We start from the raw sequence: 19,564 nt of genomic DNA, 5'->3' as shown, positions 1-19,564 counted from the left end.
GTTAATAATATGTATGTCGCTTTTATTTCTTATTTAAATTCGCATTTTTGCATATTAATATATAAACGTTCAACCCCTACTTAGATAAAGCCTACCCTCATTTGCCCTTTAAAACAACTTTGAGTGCAGATTTCACTTTGACTTCAATGGTCGGTTTATCATTATAACCTATCAAAAGCACCCCTTTCTTAGGAGCTTTTATCGTAAAATGACCATTCGCATCTGTTCTTTCCATGAATCCCGTTCCTTTTACATTCACAATAGCCACAGTTGGCTTCCCATCTTCGCCGTACACTTCTCCTGTGACGGTAATCCAGTCGGAACGATATTTATCAGTTTTCAGACGGACTACCTTCTTCTTGCCAAAATCATCGACGGAAACTGCCTTTATCTCCTTGGCAGACATTCCTTTCAATTTTGTTTTCCTGATTTCATCGTCATCTATGCAATAAATCACTTCTCCCTCTACCCCTTTTGCCACACTTTCTGCCAGTTCCAAAGCATCGGCATAAGGCTTTTTCGAGCCATTCTTTTGAAATTCATACTCTCCTTCCGTAAGCAAAGTGATAAGTACCACGCCATTTTTCCCTTTTTCTCCATAAGCATCTATAGCTGCTTTATCTTTCAATACAGTAAAGCTTTTAATACGTTCGGGAGAAAGTGTAGAAATAGCATCAGACTTCACTTCCTTACCATCAATGATAATCAAAGCCGCATTCATTCGTTTTGTTTGGTCCGCATGCCATTCAGCATCATGAGGCCCACCTATTACAAAGGTATTTTCCTTTTTGGGCAGTTCACTTTCAGTTTTTATTTTTGTAGGATTCGGAAGGTTTTCTTTGTTTGGGTACTTTCGCTCTGCTTTCAAATTGACAAGAATGACTCCATCTTTTCCCCTATTGCCATAGACTGCCATAGCTTGCTTACCTTTCATGACAGACAGGCTCCTGATACGATCAGGAGAAATGTTGGATAAGGGATCGTCTCCCAAGGCTTCTTCACCATCTATGAAAACCAAAGGTTGCCCTCCGGTAGCAGAATGAAATTTAACTCCCCAATTCTTGTCTCCACTGTTTAGTGCATCCAGTCTCATTTTCACATTAGCACCGATTGCGTCTTTATTCGAAAACATCTGTACTTCCGTTGATTTAAGCTGGATGATCATAGCACCGTCTTTAGCTTTCTCCCCATATATTTTTACGGCATTCTCATTCTTCAATACAGAGATATTTTCAATACGACTAGGGTCTAAAGCATCTACCACCGCACGATCCGATTCTTTTCCATTAATAATAATCAAAGGAGTTTTCTCATTCGACAAAGAAGCACCGGATACGCTGATCGAAGTAGCCTTTTCACCCTTTACAATAAATACAGAATCCTTCGACATAACCTTGCCTACTACAACAACCTTGTTCTTTGCTGTATCGGCCACAGATGCTTCCACTACATTTTCTTCATTTCTTGCTTCTAAAATTGCAGCCAAATCATTAACTTTGACCGCAGAAATCTCATCAGCCTTTTCAGAGATTTCGGGACGGGCAAAAGCAGTTACTGCAATAGCTGCCAGCGGAAGCACATATAAGTACTTCAAACGCGCCCAAGGATTCGATTTTTCTTTTAACATCATAGTGATACGTTTTTTAAGTTTGCTGTGATTAAAGCTGTTGGCCATAGAGTAGAGCCTTGTGCCAACAGCTTTTTTTATTAATAATAACTGATATTCTTTTGCATTCACCCCTTCATTGATAACGGTTTCATCCGCTTCGTATTCATGAATATTCTGCAATTCCTGCTTGAGCAGCCATGCTCCGGGGTTGAACCACTGAAAGAAGATACAAACATCGGCAATCAACAAGTCTATAGAATGACGGTTACGAATATGCGCTGTCTCATGAATCAATATTTCCCGTCCATTCTCTTCCAGATCCTTCCGGCTAATGACGATGTATTTCATCCAACTAAACGGAGCAATAGCCTGGTCGTGTACTACCAGCGTAATGCCTCTTTCCAGCTTCTCCCGTTTGCCGGAACAGATTAGCCTGATCAGACACAACAAAGAATAGATATTGCGACAGACGAGAACGACAATTCCGGTCAGATAGACCAATAAAACTATTTGTATCCAAGAAAGAGAAACCGAATCAGGTACCTGTTGCCATTCTCCTGTTTCGACTTCGGCAGGAACAGCATTCTCCATCTCTGCCATCATCAGTAATTGCTCGATGGAAAGAACAGCCTGTTGCACTTCAACCTGATGCCGTGTAGTCACTTCGATACAAGGAATGAGTAATGAAAGAAGCAATACTCCCAGCAAAGCAACACGATTGAAGCGATGAAATGTCTCCCTGCTCAACAATAACTTGAAAAACAGATAAAAGAGAACGAGGCAAACGGCTGATTTTAATATATAAATGAAGAAAGCTCCCATGATACAAAGTTTATTCTATGAATATTTCCGGTTTCGCCGGTTCTTACTTCTGTATCAGTTGTTTCTTAAATTCATCCCAATAGTTCGGATTCTTTTTAGAAACAAGTACCCAAATTCTATTCTTGGCTTTCTGGCCGAATTTCTTCTCCAGCCCCGTACTTTCAGGCAAAATAGCATGCGTTTCTATGATATCGTCTTTTGCCAGTTGCATGAGTTGCTGATAGGTGATTTCCTTTCCATCCAACAAAATCAGTTGACCACTATACCCTATTCCGCCTTCTTTCTTAGCATACATATCAAAAAAGGCATCTACATCATTCGTCTCTATAATCGTCCGTGAAGTGGTTGTAGTCGAGGAAGTTACAAAAGAGTCAGCAGCATTGGAAGCAGCCTTGCTGACATTACTTCGTTTCTCGCCATAATTCTCATTCAATGACTTCAACATACCTTTTTTCACGTCCTCCACGAATTCTGCCAAACGTTCCGCAGTCCATGGAACAGAAGAAGAAAGGCGCAGCAATTCCCCGTTTTCTTTCTTATATATTGCTTTAGTGCTTACCAAGCCATCCCCGTTCTGATAAGATTGTGCGCTAGACCAGCCAAATCCTTCAGGCAACCGTAACTTTTCCGAATCCAATCTTAGTATCTGCACTGTATCCGATTCGGTATAACTTTCCTTCACGGGTATCTTCTCGAAGTGCAACACAGGATGCAAAGAATCAGTCTGACAGGCAGGCAGCGTATCATTCGCTGCAACATTGCTCGTCTCCTTATGATTATCGGCCCATGCACTGCAAGTAAAAAGAAACATTGTCACAGTAGCCAACGGCAGAGCAATCGAATACTTCAACTGTTTCATGGAATTAGATTTTTCTTTTGACATCATGTTTATTTGTTTTTAAGTAAATTGTGTTTATTCATAGTACCATAATAGTCTCGTTTACTTCCGATGTGCCTGTTCCACTTCCTGAATCAGTTGTTTCAGCTCATCCAAAGAAATGTCTTCCTCTTTGACCAAAGACGAAACAGCACTCAAATATGAATTATTGAAATACTTGCTGATTACATTCCGCAGTGTTCCTTTACGGAAATCTTCTTCGCTGACAACGGGATAGTACTGATAAGTATTCCCAAAAGTATGATGAGCTAGAAATCCCTTATCTTCAAGCCCGCGAACAATTGTAGATAACGTATTGAAATGAGGCTTCGGTTCCTCATAGAAAGCCAACATTTCTTTCACAAACAAAGGGCCTTTCTCCCAGAAATACCCCATCAATTCCTCCTCTTTTACTGTCAATCCTTTCATATGTACAACATTGTTTGTTGCAAATAACGAGAAGTTTTAGTTCATAAACTAATTTTCATAGTTAAAGTAAACTAAAAGCTTTAGTTTATCTTCTTTTCTAACAATTCCAATGAGCTATTCCTGTTTCAGTATTCAGAACAGACTCTCTCTTCCATTTATCTGCTTATCCTTTATTTCTCAGCTCCTAAAAAAATAGAAAAAGATATTTTAGTCTCACGGTCTCATCAATTATAACATAACTAACAGACTATAAGCCATATAAATAATGAGAGATACTTTTCACACCAACATCTCTCATCATATTCTCCATGAAATTGCGTAAGCGTCTCGGCGATGCCGTCTTTTCTTTAATTCTACTTCTTCATATCTTTGCTTTCATATTAATCAATTCCTACTTATATGACTGCACATGCTTTATACACTCAAACCCTGTCTGAGTATAAATCCCGTCTGATATCTTCTCCCTGTTTAACTCTTCGTAGTTATTGTCATGAGTGTCATGTTAATTATCATGGTATGGAACTCTGGCTTTCTCGGCACGGCATTCGCATTCGTGAACTTCGTTCTTCCCTTTCGGCTTCTTCCTCCGAAAAGCCGGTGCCCTGCTTCAGTCCTTTGGTTCCCTCATCTGCGCCTTCGGCCCGTCCGTCCTCTTCTTCGGATATGCTTTATGGTATCAATATTACTTTTCCGGATGGGGTGATTATTTCCATCAAGCAGGGAAGTTCTTTTGGTATTCACCGTTTTATTGACCTTTATAACCGTAAGATACAGGAGGAGCAGTCATGTTTGCTTTAACCGAAAATATGCGTTATTACCTGTACCAGCATTATGTCGATATGCGTAAAGGTATGACAGGACTTTATCAGCTGGTCAAGTCCGACATGTCACTTTCTCCCGTTTCAGGAGATGTTTTTGTTTTCTTTTCCCACAAACGGGACATGGTTAAAATTTTACGTTGGGATACGGATGGTTTTATTCTTTACCAGAAGCGCCTGGAAGAAGGTACCTTCGAAGTCCCGCGTTTTAATCCTTCTACGGGTGCTTACGAGCTTTCCTGGAAGAGTTTCTTTTTGATTATGCAGGGCGTCTCCCTCCGGTCAGCCAAGTGCAGGAAACGATTTCGGCTGAAGTCATAGAAACACCAAATGATTGATAAACAATGTGTTATAACGTAGATTTATAATAAAAAGCTTTGTTGCCCGGTTCTTTTTTCGTATCTTTGAGGTATGAAAAAAGACCGGGTCATAGAGCTTCTGGAGGAACAGAACAGACATTTCAAGGAACAGATTAAAGCTGCTGACAAGCGTGAGCAACAAAGTCAGCGTCTGATCTGTGAACTGACTTCACAGGTTAAGCAACTGACCGATGCCGTTCAATCTCTGGAAGAAGCGCTGACGCTGAAGAACGGCAAACTGAAAAAGCAGGAGAACATTAGCCGCAGTTTGAGTAAGCTTATCAGCAATGAGTCTGAAAAGCAAATACCTGATAAGCCGCAACCCGCTTCTGAGACGGCTCCGTCCCGTCCGTCCGCTTCCCCCAAAGAACGGGGGAATAACAACTCCAAACGTAAAGAGCATTTTGAACTGGAAGAAAAGATAATCGAAGTCAATCCCGACCATCCCCTTTTCAGTATGTCTCTTGCCAAGTTTATGGGATACCGTGATTCTATCCGATATGTCTATATTCCGCCAAAGTTCATTAAGTACATTTATCGACAGAATATTTATAGCTTTAATGAAACGGTCTTCAGCGGTTGCGCCCCCGCCGCCCCTTTTCTGAATTCCCAATATGACGGTTCGTTCGTTGCCGGTTTATGCCAGTTGCGATATATCTACTCCATGAGTGTGGAACGTATCGTTAACTTCTTTCGGGAGAACGGGTTCAAACTCGAAAAGCCCACCGCCCATCATCTGCTGGGTAAAACGGCTGTTTTGTTCGAAAACCTCTATGAAGCACTCAGGGAAGTGGTGCTTGAAGATCCCTACCTCTGTTGTGACGAAACATATCACAAAGTACTGGTTCCGGAAAAGAACAGTAAAGGCAAAGGGGTACGAAAAGGGTATATCTGGGCAGCGGCGGCAGCGACCTTAAAGCTGGTGTTCTATTTCTATGAGGACGGATCACGCAGGCAGGAGGTGCTTTTTGATTTCCTCAAAACCTATAAAGGAACAGTACAAAGTGATGCATACGCCCCATACAGGAAACTGGAAACCGACCAATATCACAATATCACGAGGATCGCATGTCTTCAGCACGTCAAACGAAAGTTTCTTGAACAGGATAAGGAACCGGACGCCCGAAAGATAGTTGAAATGATAAACCAACTGTACCAAAAGGAACATGAACATCGGACAGGCTATCAGGGATGGACAATCAAAGACAATCTTGCACATAGAAAACAGTATGCCCCGCCAATACTCAGGAAGATAAAAAAGAAATTATTGAGCCTGCAGGCAAAGCCGGACTTATTACCGAAAAGCCAAATGGCGGAGGCCATTAATTACACACTATCCCAGTGGAAGGCCATAGAGGATATCTTTACCAAAGGGGAGTATTATCTGGACAACAACCTTGTCGAGAGGTATAATCGGTATATATCACTATCCAGAAGAAACTCGCTTTTCTTCGGAAGCCATAAGGGAGCTGAAAGAGGGGTAATACTATATTCATTGGCATGTTCGTGCAGGATGCATGGCATAAATACATTCGAATATATAGCCGATGTGATTAACAAAGCGGCGAAGTTACCACCAAATACAGACAGGAAAATATATAGAGATTTATTGCCACACAAATGGAAGGAAAACAGAAGTAGAATCTGAAAAGAAAAGGATTATCAGATTTTTTGAAGAAAAACACGGCATCGCCGAGACGCTTACGAAATTGCTCTGATATCGCCTATCTATCATACTATTTTGCCTTATCTCTCATGCAAATAGAAAGTAGATATGTTAGTGTTCATGTAGTTCCAAGATTAGTTTCATGTAGTTCCAGGATCAGTTTCAACCGGTGGAACAAAGTGTTTCATGCCTTGGAACAAAGTGTTTCAAGCAATGAAACAAAGTGTTTCGTACGGTGAAACAAAGTGTTTCAAGCGTTTGAAACTATTTGAAACACCTGTTGAAGTTCTTTGGAGCACCTATCTACTTGATTAACTTGACTGTAGCTACTGTTTCGCTTAACCTGTTCTTTCAGGAAGTACTAAATCATTTTTCAGCCGACAATGCATGAGTTATCAGCTATTAACGCCTGATTGTCCAACTATTAACAACTGACACATCAATCATTAATAACTGACACAACAGGCGTTAACATCCTGAATGCAAGGAGTAAGTAGAAAAAAAAGATGTATTATGGCATACATACAAAGTGAGAGCAACCGCTTGCTCTCATACTGCCACCACACTTGCTACAATCGCTGTAAGGCCGATGGATAAAGGGATACAGACCAATAGTTAGAGCATGAGAGCAAAACCTATGTTTAATTCATGTGGAGGGATATTTCTATCCCAGTAACTTATCAATGATAAAATGACCGATGAAAAATAAATCACCCATGAAGACAACACTGAATATCAGAAAAGCGATAGCGGTACTCCAGCGATAATCCCCTTCGTCCTCCCCGCGCTTGATACGCAGCAGGGAGCTATACAAGCAATCGCCCGCAATGAACAGCACAAACAGACTCGGTATCAAGTCACCCCACGATACCAACCACAAGTTATCACCCTTTCCCATCAGGAAGGTCAATGCTACGGCCAACAGGAAGACAGAAGCATACTGCAAATCTTTTCTCTTCGAATTCATAGCGGTCATATTTAAAGTACTTTTCACAAAGATATCGAATCTCTTCCAATAATCCTTATCAATTCCATCTAAAAAAGATTATGTCTGATCAGAAGGTTCGGACGGACCGCTCCCCGCTCTGGCGGATTTCTTTTTCAGCCGGCCACTCTTTTTCAGCGCCTCGGCAATAATCCACTGAAGTTGTCCGTTTGTACTGCGAAATTCATCGGCGGCCCATTTTTCAATGGCATCCATCGTCTCGGCATCTACACGCAAAACAAAACTCTTGATTGAAGATTCTTTTTTAGCCACTACTTTCTTACCTTCTTTTTTTATTGATTAATGATTCAACGTACCTGTATTGACTACCGGCTGCGCAGCTTCATCCGCACAAAGAACTACAAGCAGATTGCTGACCATCGCTGCCTTCTTGTCCTCGTCCAATTCCACAATTTCCTCTTCAGAAAGTTTATGCAAAGCCATACGTACCATAGATACGGCACCCTCCACAATCTTCTCACGGGCACTGATAATAGCCGAAGCCTGCTGACGACGCAACATAACCGCCGCAATCTCAGGAGCATAAGCCAGATAGTTGATACGAGCCTCCACAATTTCCATTCCAGCCATTGCCAGACGCTCGTTAAGCTGATGCTCCAACTGGTCGTTGATTTCATCCCCTCCGCTGCGTAAGGTCAACTCATCCGCATTCGCCTCATTATCATCGTAAGCATACAACCCCGCCACCTGACGAAGAGCAGCATCACTCTGCACACGAACAAAATCTTCAAAAGCATTCATTCGTCCGGCAACGGTTACGCTCATCTGTCCGGTTCCTTTGTTATCCGCCATCGTCTGCGCATCGATTTCGAACATTGCCTTATACGTATCTTTCAGTTTCCAGACAAGCACCAGCCCTATCAAGACAGGATTACCGATTTTGTCATTCACCTTTATAGGTTCTATATCCAGATTACGGGCACGCAAAGAAAGTTTCTTCTTATTCATGAAAGGATTCACCCAGAAGAAACCGGTTTCCGTAAACGTACCCTTGTACTTTCCGAAGAATACCATTGCCCGGGCTTCATTCGGTTCCTGAGAAAAATATCCCGGAATCATCATAACAGCCGCTGCAATAAAGAGGATCAGCAGCAAGAACAAAACAATACTCCCTTTAAAAAGGAGAAAACTCATCACAACCAAAAGGGGGAGTATCGCCAAATTAATAAACAAGGCTACAAACCCATTAATAACCACGTCATTGTACTGAAATTCTTTTGTATCCATAGCATTATATTTTGATATTATTTTGATATCACAAATATATCACTTTTTAATTTTATAATGCAAGAAGAAAGACTCTTTTTTCTCGGTTATACATCATTTTTAACTAAACAGCAGTCATCCGATACTAAACAAATTTAAAAGGTGAAGAAAATAAGGGGTTATCTCAAACTAAAACGGACATGTATTTTGAGGTATTTAAGTTTATTGTTATTTTTGCAGGGTATGAACTTAATACCTTAGACAAGTAAAATATAAAACGACCTATAAAATGAGAAAAGTAAGTTTAGCCCTGCTCCTCTGCCTTCTCTGCCTCGCCGGAATGGCACAAGGACAAAAGGCACTTGATTTAAAAGATATTACCTCCGGACGTTTCCGCCCGGAAAACATTCAGGGAGTCATCCCTATGCCCGATGGGGAGCACTACACACAAATGAGCGCCGACGGTACGCAAATCATCAAATACTCATTCCGTACAGGAGAAAAGGTAGAAGTGATTTTCGACGTAAACCAGGCACGTGAATGTGACTTTAAGAATTTCGACAGCTACCAGTTCTCACCCGACGGTGACAAACTGCTGATTGCTACCCGAACAACCCCGATCTACCGGCATTCTTACACAGCTGTACATTATATATACCCTTTGAAACGAAATGATAAGGGAGTTACGACAAACAACATTATTGAACGGCTGTCCGACGGCGGACCTCAACAGGTCCCCGTCTTTTCTCCGGATGGGACGATGATCGCTTTTGTGCGTGACAATAATATATTCCTCGTGAAGTTGCTCTACGGCAACAGCGAAAGTCAGGTTACCGAAGACGGCAAGCAAAACAGCGTTCTCAATGGTATCCCCGACTGGGTATACGAAGAAGAATTCGGTTTCAACCGTGCTCTGGAGTTCAGCGCCGACAATACCATGATTGCTTTCATCCGCTTCGACGAATCGGAAGTTCCTTCCTATTCCTTCCCGATGTTCGCAGGTGAAGCACCGCAGATTACTCCTTTGAAAGATTATCCGGGCGAATATACGTATAAGTATCCGAAAGCAGGATATCCGAATTCGAAGGTAGAAGTACGTACGTACGATATCAAATCACACGTGACCCGTACGATGAAGCTCCCGATAGATGCAGACGGATATATTCCCCGTATCCGCTTCACGAAAGACGCCAGCAAACTTGCTGTCATGACACTGAACCGTCACCAAGACCGTTTCGATCTTTATTTTGCCGATCCGCGTTCAACTCTCTGCAAATTAGTGTTGCGTGATGAATCACCTTATTATATTAAGGAGAATGTCTTCGACAATATCAAGTTCTATCCCGAAACTTTCAGTCTGCTTAGTGAGCGTGACGGTTTCAGTCATCTGTACTGGTACAGCATGGGTGGCAACCTCATCAAGAAAGTGACCAACGGCAAATATGAAGTGAAAGATTTTCTGGGTTATGATGAAGCAGACGGTTCGTTCTATTATACCAGCAATGAGGAAAGTCCTTTGCGCAAAGCTGTCTATAAGATCGACAAGAAAGGCAAAAAACTGAAACTGTCTCAACGTGAAGGCACCAACACACCGCTTTTCAGCCAGTCGATGAAGTATTACATGAACAAATTCTCGAATCTGGATACTCCTATGCTCGTTACGCTGAACGACAATACAGGCAAAACCTTAAAGACGCTCATCAACAACGACCAACTGAAGCAAACGTTATCCGGTTATGCGATCCCGCAAAAAGAGTTCTTTACTTTCCAGACGACGGACGGAGTGACTCTGAACGGATGGATGATGAAGCCGGCCAATTTTTCCACATCCAAGAAATATCCGGTACTGATGTACCAATATAGCGGACCGGGTTCACAACAAGTACTGGATACTTGGGGAATCAGTTGGGAAACTTACATGGCAAGCCTCGGTTACATTGTTGTATGCGTAGATGGTCGTGGCACAGGAGGTCGCGGAGAAGCGTTCGAGAAATGCACATATCTCAAAATCGGTGTGAAAGAAGCCAAAGATCAGGTTGAAACGGCTCTCTATCTGGGTAAACAGCCTTATGTGGACAAAGACCGTATCGGAATCTGGGGATGGAGCTATGGCGGATACATGACATTAATGAGCATGAGCGAAGGAACTCCGGTGTTCAAAGCCGGTGTAGCTGTTGCCGCACCTACCGACTGGCGTTTCTACGACACCATATACACGGAACGCTTTATGCGTACTCCGAAAGAGAATGCGGAAGGATACAAAGAGTCATCTGCTTTCACACGTGCTGATAAACTGCATGGCAATCTGTTGCTGGTACACGGCATGGCAGATGATAATGTTCACTTCCAGAACTGTGCAGAATATGCCGAACATCTGGTACAGTTGGGCAAGCAGTTTGATATGCAAGTATATACCAATCGCAACCATGGCATATACGGCGGCAACACCCGTCAGCATCTATATACACGATTAACCAACTTCTTCCTGAATAACTTGTAATGGCTGACAGAGTGCGTAAGCCCGAGTGGCTGAAAATAAATATCGGCGCCAACAACCGTTACACCGAAACTAAAAGAATAGTCGACTCCCACTGCCTGCATACAATATGCAGCAGTGGGCGTTGTCCCAATATGGGAGAATGCTGGGGAAAAGGAACCGCCACATTTATGATCGGGGGGGACATCTGTACCCGTAGCTGCAAATTCTGTAATACGCAAACCGGACGCCCGCATCCGCTGGATACCAACGAGCCCACGCATGTGGCAGAGTCTATCGCCCTCATGAAACTAGATCATGCGGTAGTTACCTCAGTAGACCGTGACGATCTGCCTGACTTGGGAGCCGGACATTGGGCACATACGATCCGTGAAATCAAACGACTGAATCCGCAAACCACTATCGAGGTGCTGATACCCGATTTCCAGGGTAGAATGGACCTGGTCGATCTGGTCATAGAAGAGAATCCCGACATTATCTCTCACAATATGGAGACGGTAAGACGTATCAGCCCGCTGGTCCGCAGTGCTGCCAACTACGATACCAGCCTGCAAGTAATCGGTCATGTTGCCGGAAGCGGAATCAAATCGAAAAGCGGTATTATGGTCGGGCTGGGAGAAACTCCCCGGGAAGTAGAAACAATCATGGACGATCTGCTGGCAGTCGGCTGCCAGATTCTTACGATAGGACAATATTTGCAGCCTACGCACCGGCATTATCCGGTTGCCGAGTATGTGACGCCACAGCAATTTGCCGCTTATAAAACAATCGGATTAGAGAAAGGATTCAGCATTGTAGAAAGCGCTCCTCTTGTCCGCTCGTCCTATCATGCAGAGAAACACATACGATAGAAAACAAAACACATTCCCTATTTGTTTTATAGGTAAAACCGGCAAATAAACATAAAGATGGATCATAAAGGAACACTTTCTTCCGCGTTTAACATGTCATTGGGTTTTATCCCCGTTATTATTTCCATTTTATTGTGTGAATTTATAACGCAAGACACGGCTATTTACATCGGTACTAGTATAGGTATCGTAGGGATATACCTATTACTACACCGCAAAGGAACGCTGATCCCTAATTTTATTCTTTATATAGCTACCGGAATGCTGGCACTGCTCTCGCTCGCAGCCTTGATTCCCGGCGACTATGTTCCGCCCGGCGCCCTGCCCCTTACGCTGGAAGTCAGTATCCTCATTCCGATGCTGATACTCTACATGCATAAAAAAAGATTTATCAATCACTTTCTGAGACAGATAGGCTCCTGCAACAAACGCTTGTACGCGCAAGGAGCAGAGGCTGCCGTTGTCTCAGCACGCTTTGCATTGATCTTCGGCATATTGCATTTTATCATTATCAGCATTGTGGTAGCCTGTCAGGACCCTTTAAGCCAGACAAGTCTGATGGTACTTTACAAAGTATTTCCACCTGTCGTATTTGTGATGGCTATCCTGTTCAATCAGATCGCTATCCGGTATTTCAACCATCTGATGTCGCACACGGAATATGTACCTATAGTCAACACCAAAGGAGACGTAATCGGGAGAAGTCTTGCCATAGAAGCGCTCAACTATAAAAATACATATATCAATCCGGTCATAAGAATAGCCGTATCCACTCACGGGATGCTGTTTCTTTGCGACAGACCGATGAACGCTATTCTGGACAAGGGGAAAACGGACATACCAATGGAATGTTATCTCCGCTATGGTGAATCGCTCACCGAAGGAGTCAACCGTCTGGTACACAATGCGCTCCCACAGGCAGCAGAAGATATCAAGCCACAGTTCAACATCGTCTATCACTTTGAGAATGACATAACCAACCGGCTCATCTATCTCTTCATCGTCGACATTAAAGATGATTCTATCCTTTGTACTCCCCGCTTTAAGAACAGTAAGCTATGGAATTTCAAGCAGATAGAAGAGAATATGGGCAAAGGCTTTTTCAGCAGTTGCTTCGAAGATGAATACGAACACTTGAAAGATGTTATTTGTATAAGAGAAAAATACAAGGAATCTTAGATAATTCGGGAACATGTCCTTTCCAGTCTTTCACTGTACGAGTTTGTATCAACTCACCTTCACAAGTGATATTGGCAGCAATGCATAGTTTTGTCTGCGGACGGCAGTTCTGCAATATATCCTCTATCATCTTATGATTCCGGTAAGGAGTTTCGATAAATAGCTGTGTCTGGCTTTCGGCGTAGACGCGTTGTTCCAGTGTCTTCAGTTTCCTGGCCCGTTCGCCCGGTTCTATCGGCAGATAGCCGTGAAAGGCAAAGCTCTGTCCGTTAAATCCCGAAGCCATCACAGAAAGAATGATAGATGACGGGCCTACCAGGGGAACCACTTTCAACTTCTTGCGCTGGGCAATGGCAACTACATCTGCTCCCGGATCGGCAACGGCAGGACAACCTGCCTCTGAAATCACCCCCATTGAGGCTCCATCCGCCAAAGGTTTCAGATAACCGGAAATGTCTTCGGGAGAAGTATGCTTATTCAGCGGATAAAATGTCAGCGAATCAATGTCAATCTCCCGATCAACCTTCTTCAGAAAGCGACGGGCAGAACGAACATCCTCGACAATAAAATGCCGGATACCACGAATAATCTCCGTATTATAAGAAGGCAACACCTGTTCAAGAGGTGTATCGCCCAATGTGACAGGCAACAGATAAAGAGCAGTTTCCACTTTGAAAATGAAGAATTAAGAATGAAGAATTAAGAATAATAAATTTGGCGGATCAGAGTTTCAGGTAGCCCGATTCCTCAAACATATTCTGATAATCGGTAAGCTCTAACAGATCCTTTATTTTAAGGTCCTTATGCTTTTTCATATACGATGCGATAATCCGCGCACCCACCCACGAACCGATCAATGCAGGCGCTTGTCCTCCCAGCATGTCAACAGTCGGCGCCGGTTTCATATAGTAACGGATCACCATCGGGTCTCGTGCATGCAAGTGATTGTTTGCACAGATATACTCCCAGATGTCCTTCTCATTTTTCTTGCACCAGTCGTTTTCCTGCTCCGAATACCCCATCACCTGACCGATATCTTCATAACCGAGCAGATGCTGCACGACGTAATTGATTTTGCCGGAATGCATCATCAGATCGACCAGGCAAGTACCTTCGTGATAGTTCAGTCCGTAACGGCTGAGAAGATAGAATGAGAAACAATCCGGTACAATCCGTTCCGGGCGCATCGAAGCACATTGATAGTCGTAATAGAAACGTTTATAAAGAGGATAGTCTTCTCCCATATACTTATCGAGGCTGATCCCCAGCAAGGTATCCACCAGAATAATCGATTCATTGAATGCGGATATCTGCGAATAAATAAATGGTACTTTCGTGTCGGGAACCTCCTTCTTCAGTTTCCGGAATCCTTTGGTGAGTCCTTTTTCTACTCCGTCAAGATTAGGATATTTCGCTTCGACATCGCTCAACAAACGAAGCAATGTACTGTCCGAATAGAACTTTTGCAGTCGTTGTGAAATGGTGTCGTCCTTCACCGTACCGATAGAAAGCACATCTTCTATCAGAATCTTTGTCGGCTGCCGATAGTCCATAGTCAACTTCTGCATAGCAGAAAAGCTGTTGGAGCGAACATATTCGCTCAACAGCTTATCGTATCTCAGAACAGAAATCCCTTCATCTTTCTGCTCCGCAACCTTTCCTGTGCTTAAGCCGCAGGAGGCGAAAAGCATACCTATTAATATAGTAAGAAGAGAGATCCGTAGTTTCATAACTTTTTATCCGTAAATGATATTACCATTTTCGTCCATGTACTCATCCAGTCCTTTCTCGTAAGTAGCCATTGCACGAAGACTCATACCTACGCTGGAGAAACCACCGTCATGGAATAAGTTCTGCATAGTCACCTTACGGGTGAGATCGGAGAACATGACGATACAATAATCGGCACATTCGTCAGCCGTTGCGTTTCCGAGCGGAGACATACGGTTAGCAAAGTCGTACAGTTTATCCATACCTTTCACTCCCGAACCGGCTGTAGTGAATGTAGGCGACTGTGAAATCGTATTCACACGTACACTATGCTCACGTCCGTAGATATAACCGAAGCTGCGTGCGATAGATTCCAGCAATGCTTTGGCATCTGCCATGTCATTGTAACCGTAGAAAGTACGCTGTGCAGCTACATAACTCAAAGCTACAATAGAACCATAGTCTGCAATAGCATTCAGCTTCTTGGCAGACTGGATCATTTTATGGAATGAAACAGCTGAAATATCCAATGTTTTATCCAGCATTCCATAGTCAAGGTCATCATAAGTACGTTTCTTGCGCACGTTAGGAGACATACCGATAGAGTGCAATACAAAATCAATTTGTCCACCCAGTACATCCATAGATGTCTTGAATACGTTCGACAAATCTTCCACACTGGTAGCATCTGCCGGCACTACCTGACAGTTCAGTTTTTCAGCTAATGCATTGACTTCTCCCATACGGATAGCCATCGGAGTATTTGATAATGTAATGATCGCACCTTCTTCTACGGCACGCTCTGCTACTTTCCAGGCGATAGACTGGTCGTTCAGGGCACCGAAGATAATTCCTCTTTTTCCTTTCAACAAGTTGTTACTCATATCTTCTAATAGTTAAATTTTGTGCAAAGATAGTATCTTTCTGCATAAAAACACGAGAAGTGTGCAAATATTAGACATAAATGACAAAAAATACACGTATTCTATCAATAACTCCACATCCGCCTGCAGTTTCCCCCCTATCTTTGCCAATGATAATTAAGAGGTTTTTTCATAATATTTATTTAAGGTTAGAATTAGGTTAACATGAATTGGTCTTATTCCTTTCCGGCAGGCCGCCTGCGAGAGGTCGCCTGCCGAGGGAGATAAGCGTTATGAGAAAACCATCTTAGCAATCAGAAAAGAGAAATACCAGAAAAACAATAAATGTATAACCCTATAGAAATAGTTACTAAATGAACACAATGACAAGAAGACTCCTCTGGATGGTCGTATGTTGTTTGCCGTTTATCTCGGGATGCAAACAAAGTGAGTGTGCAATAAGCGAGAACGCAATAGACGACGCCATTTACCAGAATTTACCTTTCGATATGCCGAAAGTGCAACAGCCGGTTTTTCCCGCTTATGAGGTAAATATCTCTAAATTCGGAGCCAAAGGGGACGGAATGACCCTGAATACGAAAGCCATCAATGATGCTATAAAAGAGGTAAACCAGCGTGGCGGAGGTAAGGTGATTATCCCGGAAGGTACCTGGTTGACCGGCCCTATCGAACTGCTCAGCAACGTGAATCTTTATACGGAACGGAATGCACTGGTACTCTTTACGGGGGACTTCGAAGCATATCCTATTATCCCGACTTCTTTCGAAGGACTGGACACCCGCCGTTGCCAATCACCGATTTCAGCACGCGACGCCGAGAATATAGCCATCACAGGATATGGAATATTTGACGGCAACGGAGATTGCTGGCGCCCGGTGAAGAAGGAAAAGCTAACTGCTTCGCAATGGAACAAACTGGTAAAATCGGGCGGTGTGCTCGATGCGCAGGAAAGAATCTGGTACCCTACGGCAGGTTCGCTGAAAGGTGCAATGGCTTGTAAAGACTTTAATGTACCCGAAGGCATCAATACAGACGAAGAATGGAATGAAATCCGTGCATGGCTGCGTCCGGTATTGCTCAGTTTCGTAAAAAGTAAAAAGGTACTGTTGGAAGGTGTCACTTTCAAGAACTCACCGAGTTGGTGTTTACATCCGCTATCTTGCGAAGATATTACGGTAAATAATATTCAGGTGATCAACCCCTGGTATTCTCAGAACGGAGACGCACTCGACTTGGAATCTTGCAAGAACGCGCTGATTATCAACAGTGTATTCGATGCGGGAGATGATGCGATCTGTATCAAATCCGGTAAAGACGAAAACGGTCGTCGTCGCGGAGAACCTTGTCAGAATGTAATTGTAAAAAACAATACAGTGTTGCATGGACACGGCGGATTCGTGGTAGGCAGCGAAATGTCCGGTGGTGTGAAGAACATCTATGTAGAAGATTGTACCTTTCTGGGCACTGACGTAGGTCTGCGCTTCAAGAGTACCCGCGGACGGGGTGGTGTTGTAGAAAATATCTATATCAACAACATCAACATGATCAATATACCGAACGAACCGCTACTGTTCGACCTGTTCTATGGTGGCAAAGGAGCCGGAGAAGAATCGGAAGAAGATCTGCTGAGCCGTATGAAAACAGCGATTCCTCCTGTTACCGAAGAGACTCCCGCCTTCCGTGATATCCATATTTCCAATATTATTTGCAGAGGTTCGGGCCGGGCAATGTTCTTCAACGGACTTCCGGAAATGCCTATCCGCAACGTAACAGTGAAGAACGTGGTAATGACGGAAGCTACCGACGGGGTTGTTATCAGCCAGGCAGACGGTGTCACACTGGAAAATATTTATGTAGAATCCACCAAAGGAAAGAATATTCTGAACGTCAAGAGTGCCAGAAACCTGAAAGTCGACGGCGAAACTTATGAAGAGATTGACGCAAAAGGACAGATATTGAATTTCAAATAAGAGATTCCACCACAGATACATAGTTATAAATGCTGGTTTTAGAGAGAGGGAAAGCTTTAAGGAACGTAGACTAATCCTATTTCATTTTGCAGAGAGCTGTTTGAACCTACGTTTTTAAGAGAATAAAATAATCAGCATTAATCTATGGCGTCTGTGGTTAATCGCAGAAAACCACAAAATCATTATATAGAGTAAAAAGCTCAAATAGCAGACTAATTTATCCTCCAAAGATAAGCCGGTCTGCTATTTTTTCAACTACTTTTGCAAAGAGAAATACGACGTATCACATCATGTATTAAAATCATGAAGAAGAATATTTTTATCATAGCACTCCTTACCGGATGTTGCTCTTTATCTGCCTGGGCTCAAAAACAGGAGAAAACCATTACTGTAGAAGTAAATAATAACTGGAACCGGGCAAAGACGGATGAACCGGTAGTAATCAATTTACATGATCTGCATACCGGATTTAAAGTAAAGTCCGCCGTAGTCATGGAAGGAAGTACTGAAATCCCTTCTCAGCTGGACGACCTGAACAGAGACCGCAAGATGGACGAACTTGCATTCGTCACCAGCCTCCCTGCTCACGGTAGAAAATCCTTTCAGGTCACACTGTCTTCCGAAAAGAGTACGAAGACTTATCCGGCCCGGGTTTATGCCGAAATGTTTATTGCCGACCCGAGAAAAGGAAAGCATCAATCGGTGCAAGCGATTACTGTGCCCGGCACCAGCAACATATACAGTATGGTTCGCCCTCATGGTCCGGTACTGGAATCGGAACTGGTAGGTTATCGTCTTTACTTTAACGAAAAACAGACTCCGGATATCTACGGTAAGTTCAATAAAGGACTGGAGATCAAAGAATCTCAGTTCTACCCTACTGATGAACAGTTGGCAAGAGGATTCGGTGACGATGTCCTCCGAGTATTCGACAGTTGTGGTCCGGGGGCTTTCAAAGGATGGGACGGGAAAAAAGCAACTCATATAACTCCTGTAGATACCCGCACGGAGCGTATCATCTCTTACGGTCCGGTACGTGTCATTGCAGAAATCGAAGTGACAGGCTGGAAATATCAAAATGCGGAGCTGGACATGATGACCCGTTACACACTCTATGCCGGCCACCGTGATCTTCGTATTGAGGCGTTCTTCGACGAACCTATCAAAAACGAAGTGTTCTGTACAGGCGTTCAGGATATTGTCGGTACTGCGGAGTCTTACTCGGATCATAAAGGACTTGTCGGCAGCTGGGGAACAGACTGGCCGGTAAACGATACCGTAAAATATGCCAAAGAAACAGTAGGACTTGGCACCTGCATTCCCCAACGATATGTAAAATCGGAAGAGAAAGACAAAGACAACTACCTTTACACCATCACATCTCCGGGAAGCAAATACTTACAGTATCACACCACTTTCACTTCTATGAAAGAAACTTTCGGATATAAAACATCGGAAGCATGGTTTGCTTACCTCCGTGAATGGAAAGAAGAACTGGCACATCCGGTAACGGTGAAAATAAAAGATATTCATTAAACAGAGCGTACAAATACAACTAAACAATCAAATACCGGAGTGTTTACCAGTTTTTATACCGACTCCGCACAATTATTACTCCTTTGTGCGGAGTCTTTTTTTTACCTTTGCCCCATGGAGAAACGCTGATTGAATCTTTAAATAT

17 protein-coding genes are annotated in these 19,564 nt (G+C 43.2%); 8 read left to right on the top strand and 9 right to left on the bottom strand.

The window, feature by feature from the left end:
* Positions 1–97: 97 nt before the first annotated feature.
* The 3 genes from K6V30_RS09595 to K6V30_RS09585 are packed head-to-tail and all read right to left on the bottom strand — an operon-like array spanning position 98 to position 3,737.
* The gene (locus K6V30_RS09595) at positions 98–2,431 is read right to left on the bottom strand and encodes a M56 family metallopeptidase (RefSeq protein ID WP_055270284.1); all 2,334 of its coding nucleotides are present in this window, start codon (positions 2,429–2,431) and stop codon (positions 98–100) included.
* 43 nt (positions 2,432–2,474) lie between these two features.
* The gene (locus tag K6V30_RS09590; protein WP_224207284.1) at positions 2,475–3,317 is read right to left on the bottom strand and encodes a hypothetical protein; all 843 of its coding nucleotides are present in this window, start codon (positions 3,315–3,317) and stop codon (positions 2,475–2,477) included.
* Between the two features lie 54 nt (positions 3,318–3,371).
* The gene (locus K6V30_RS09585) at positions 3,372–3,737 is read right to left on the bottom strand and encodes a BlaI/MecI/CopY family transcriptional regulator (protein ID WP_010536794.1); all 366 of its coding nucleotides are present in this window, start codon (positions 3,735–3,737) and stop codon (positions 3,372–3,374) included.
* A 516-nt stretch (positions 3,738–4,253) separates the two neighbouring features.
* Between K6V30_RS09585 and K6V30_RS09580 the strand changes: the two genes are divergently transcribed.
* The 3 genes from K6V30_RS09580 to tnpC all read left to right on the top strand — a co-directional run bounded on the left by K6V30_RS09580 (position 4,254) and on the right by tnpC (position 6,562).
* Positions 4,254–4,535, top strand: a complete 282-nt coding sequence (locus K6V30_RS09580; protein ID WP_224207215.1) for a hypothetical protein — start codon at positions 4,254–4,256, stop codon at positions 4,533–4,535.
* A complete protein-coding gene (gene tnpB, locus K6V30_RS09575) occupies positions 4,523–4,876 on the top strand; it encodes an IS66 family insertion sequence element accessory protein TnpB (protein ID WP_055268734.1) in 354 nt (117 codons plus the stop codon). Before K6V30_RS09580 ends, tnpB begins: the two co-directional genes overlap by 13 nt.
* Positions 4,877–4,966: 90 nt before the next feature.
* Positions 4,967–6,562: an IS66 family transposase gene (gene tnpC / locus K6V30_RS09570; protein WP_070612857.1), complete on the top strand. Its 1,596-nt coding sequence runs from the start codon at positions 4,967–4,969 to the stop codon at positions 6,560–6,562.
* A 682-nt stretch (positions 6,563–7,244) separates the two neighbouring features.
* On the opposite strand, the gene K6V30_RS09565 is transcribed toward tnpC, so the two are convergent.
* The 3 genes from K6V30_RS09565 to K6V30_RS09555 all read right to left on the bottom strand — a co-directional run bounded on the left by K6V30_RS09565 (position 7,245) and on the right by K6V30_RS09555 (position 8,813).
* Positions 7,245–7,547 (bottom strand): hypothetical protein, encoded by a 303-nt coding sequence (locus K6V30_RS09565; protein WP_022302283.1) that lies wholly within the window; start codon positions 7,545–7,547, stop codon positions 7,245–7,247.
* A gap of 78 nt (positions 7,548–7,625) precedes the next feature.
* Entirely contained in the window at positions 7,626–7,838 is a 213-nt protein-coding gene (locus K6V30_RS09560) for a type II toxin-antitoxin system antitoxin (protein WP_010536792.1), read from the bottom strand.
* A gap of 27 nt (positions 7,839–7,865) precedes the next feature.
* Positions 7,866–8,813, bottom strand: a complete 948-nt coding sequence (locus K6V30_RS09555) for an SPFH domain-containing protein (RefSeq protein ID WP_055268731.1) — start codon at positions 8,811–8,813, stop codon at positions 7,866–7,868.
* A 268-nt stretch (positions 8,814–9,081) separates the two neighbouring features.
* Here K6V30_RS09555 and K6V30_RS09550 point away from each other — a divergent pair, with 268 nt between their 5' ends.
* The 3 genes from K6V30_RS09550 to K6V30_RS09540 are packed head-to-tail and all read left to right on the top strand — an operon-like array spanning position 9,082 to position 13,319.
* Positions 9,082–11,292 carry a S9 family peptidase gene (locus tag K6V30_RS09550; RefSeq protein ID WP_022302284.1) on the top strand — a complete coding sequence of 737 codons (2,211 nt, stop codon included), beginning with the start codon at positions 9,082–9,084 and terminating at the stop codon, positions 11,290–11,292.
* Positions 11,292–12,140: a lipoyl synthase gene (lipA, locus tag K6V30_RS09545; protein ID WP_010536789.1), complete on the top strand. Its 849-nt coding sequence runs from the start codon at positions 11,292–11,294 to the stop codon at positions 12,138–12,140. The genes K6V30_RS09550 and lipA overlap by 1 nt, the downstream gene beginning before the upstream one ends.
* A gap of 57 nt (positions 12,141–12,197) precedes the next feature.
* Positions 12,198–13,319 carry a hypothetical protein gene (locus K6V30_RS09540; protein ID WP_010536788.1) on the top strand — a complete coding sequence of 374 codons (1,122 nt, stop codon included), beginning with the start codon at positions 12,198–12,200 and terminating at the stop codon, positions 13,317–13,319.
* Here K6V30_RS09540 and K6V30_RS09535 read toward each other — a convergent pair.
* Genes K6V30_RS09535 through K6V30_RS09525 form a run of 3 tightly spaced genes read right to left on the bottom strand, consistent with a single transcriptional unit; the run spans position 13,285 to position 15,913 of the window.
* Complete coding sequence (locus K6V30_RS09535) at positions 13,285–13,989, bottom strand: SAM-dependent methyltransferase (protein WP_010536787.1); 705 nt, start codon at positions 13,987–13,989, stop codon at positions 13,285–13,287. The two genes, K6V30_RS09540 and K6V30_RS09535, sit on opposite strands and share 35 nt — an antisense overlap.
* 52 nt (positions 13,990–14,041) lie before the next feature.
* Entirely contained in the window at positions 14,042–15,049 is a 1,008-nt protein-coding gene (locus tag K6V30_RS09530) for a gliding motility protein GldB-related protein (protein ID WP_055268729.1), read from the bottom strand.
* Between the two features lie 6 nt (positions 15,050–15,055).
* Positions 15,056–15,913, bottom strand: a complete 858-nt coding sequence (locus tag K6V30_RS09525; RefSeq protein WP_010536785.1) for an enoyl-ACP reductase FabI — start codon at positions 15,911–15,913, stop codon at positions 15,056–15,058.
* 353 nt (positions 15,914–16,266) lie between these two features.
* Here K6V30_RS09525 and K6V30_RS09520 point away from each other — a divergent pair, with 353 nt between their 5' ends.
* Both K6V30_RS09520 and K6V30_RS09515 read left to right on the top strand, forming a co-directional pair.
* Positions 16,267–17,883, top strand: coding sequence for a glycoside hydrolase family 28 protein (locus K6V30_RS09520; protein ID WP_055268727.1), 1,617 nt, complete (start codon positions 16,267–16,269; stop codon positions 17,881–17,883).
* 303 nt (positions 17,884–18,186) lie between these two features.
* Positions 18,187–19,419 (top strand): DUF4861 domain-containing protein, encoded by a 1,233-nt coding sequence (locus K6V30_RS09515; protein WP_055268725.1) that lies wholly within the window; start codon positions 18,187–18,189, stop codon positions 19,417–19,419.
* Positions 19,420–19,564 lie beyond the last annotated feature (145 nt).

Source organism: Bacteroides faecis, from assembly GCF_020091505.1.
GTDB classification, from domain to species: Bacteria; Bacteroidota; Bacteroidia; order Bacteroidales; family Bacteroidaceae; genus Bacteroides; species Bacteroides faecis.
This window is presented reverse-complemented; position numbering and strand designations above follow the sequence as displayed.

What these genes read in the sequence shown, in the direction of transcription:
- K6V30_RS09565 (WP_022302283.1), bottom strand. Translation starts at nt 7,547, where the DNA reads ATGAATTCGAAGAGAAAAGATTTGCAGTATGCTTCTGTCTTCCTGTTG.
- K6V30_RS09555 (WP_055268731.1), bottom strand. Translation starts at nt 8,813, where the DNA reads ATGGATACAAAAGAATTTCAGTACAATGACGTGGTTATTAATGGGTTT.
- K6V30_RS09515 (WP_055268725.1), top strand. Translation starts at nt 18,187, where the DNA reads ATGAAGAAGAATATTTTTATCATAGCACTCCTTACCGGATGTTGCTCT.
- K6V30_RS09595 (WP_055270284.1), bottom strand. Translation starts at nt 2,431, where the DNA reads ATGGGAGCTTTCTTCATTTATATATTAAAATCAGCCGTTTGCCTCGTT.
- K6V30_RS09590 (WP_224207284.1), bottom strand. Translation starts at nt 3,317, where the DNA reads ATGATGTCAAAAGAAAAATCTAATTCCATGAAACAGTTGAAGTATTCG.
- K6V30_RS09580 (WP_224207215.1), top strand. Translation starts at nt 4,254, where the DNA reads ATGGAACTCTGGCTTTCTCGGCACGGCATTCGCATTCGTGAACTTCGT.
- tnpB (WP_055268734.1), top strand. Translation starts at nt 4,523, where the DNA reads ATGTTTGCTTTAACCGAAAATATGCGTTATTACCTGTACCAGCATTAT.
- lipA (WP_010536789.1), top strand. Translation starts at nt 11,292, where the DNA reads ATGGCTGACAGAGTGCGTAAGCCCGAGTGGCTGAAAATAAATATCGGC.
- tnpC (WP_070612857.1), top strand. Translation starts at nt 4,967, where the DNA reads ATGAAAAAAGACCGGGTCATAGAGCTTCTGGAGGAACAGAACAGACAT.
- K6V30_RS09550 (WP_022302284.1), top strand. Translation starts at nt 9,082, where the DNA reads ATGAGAAAAGTAAGTTTAGCCCTGCTCCTCTGCCTTCTCTGCCTCGCC.
- K6V30_RS09585 (WP_010536794.1), bottom strand. Translation starts at nt 3,737, where the DNA reads ATGAAAGGATTGACAGTAAAAGAGGAGGAATTGATGGGGTATTTCTGG.
- K6V30_RS09520 (WP_055268727.1), top strand. Translation starts at nt 16,267, where the DNA reads ATGAACACAATGACAAGAAGACTCCTCTGGATGGTCGTATGTTGTTTG.
- K6V30_RS09525 (WP_010536785.1), bottom strand. Translation starts at nt 15,913, where the DNA reads ATGAGTAACAACTTGTTGAAAGGAAAAAGAGGAATTATCTTCGGTGCC.
- K6V30_RS09530 (WP_055268729.1), bottom strand. Translation starts at nt 15,049, where the DNA reads ATGAAACTACGGATCTCTCTTCTTACTATATTAATAGGTATGCTTTTC.
- K6V30_RS09540 (WP_010536788.1), top strand. Translation starts at nt 12,198, where the DNA reads ATGGATCATAAAGGAACACTTTCTTCCGCGTTTAACATGTCATTGGGT.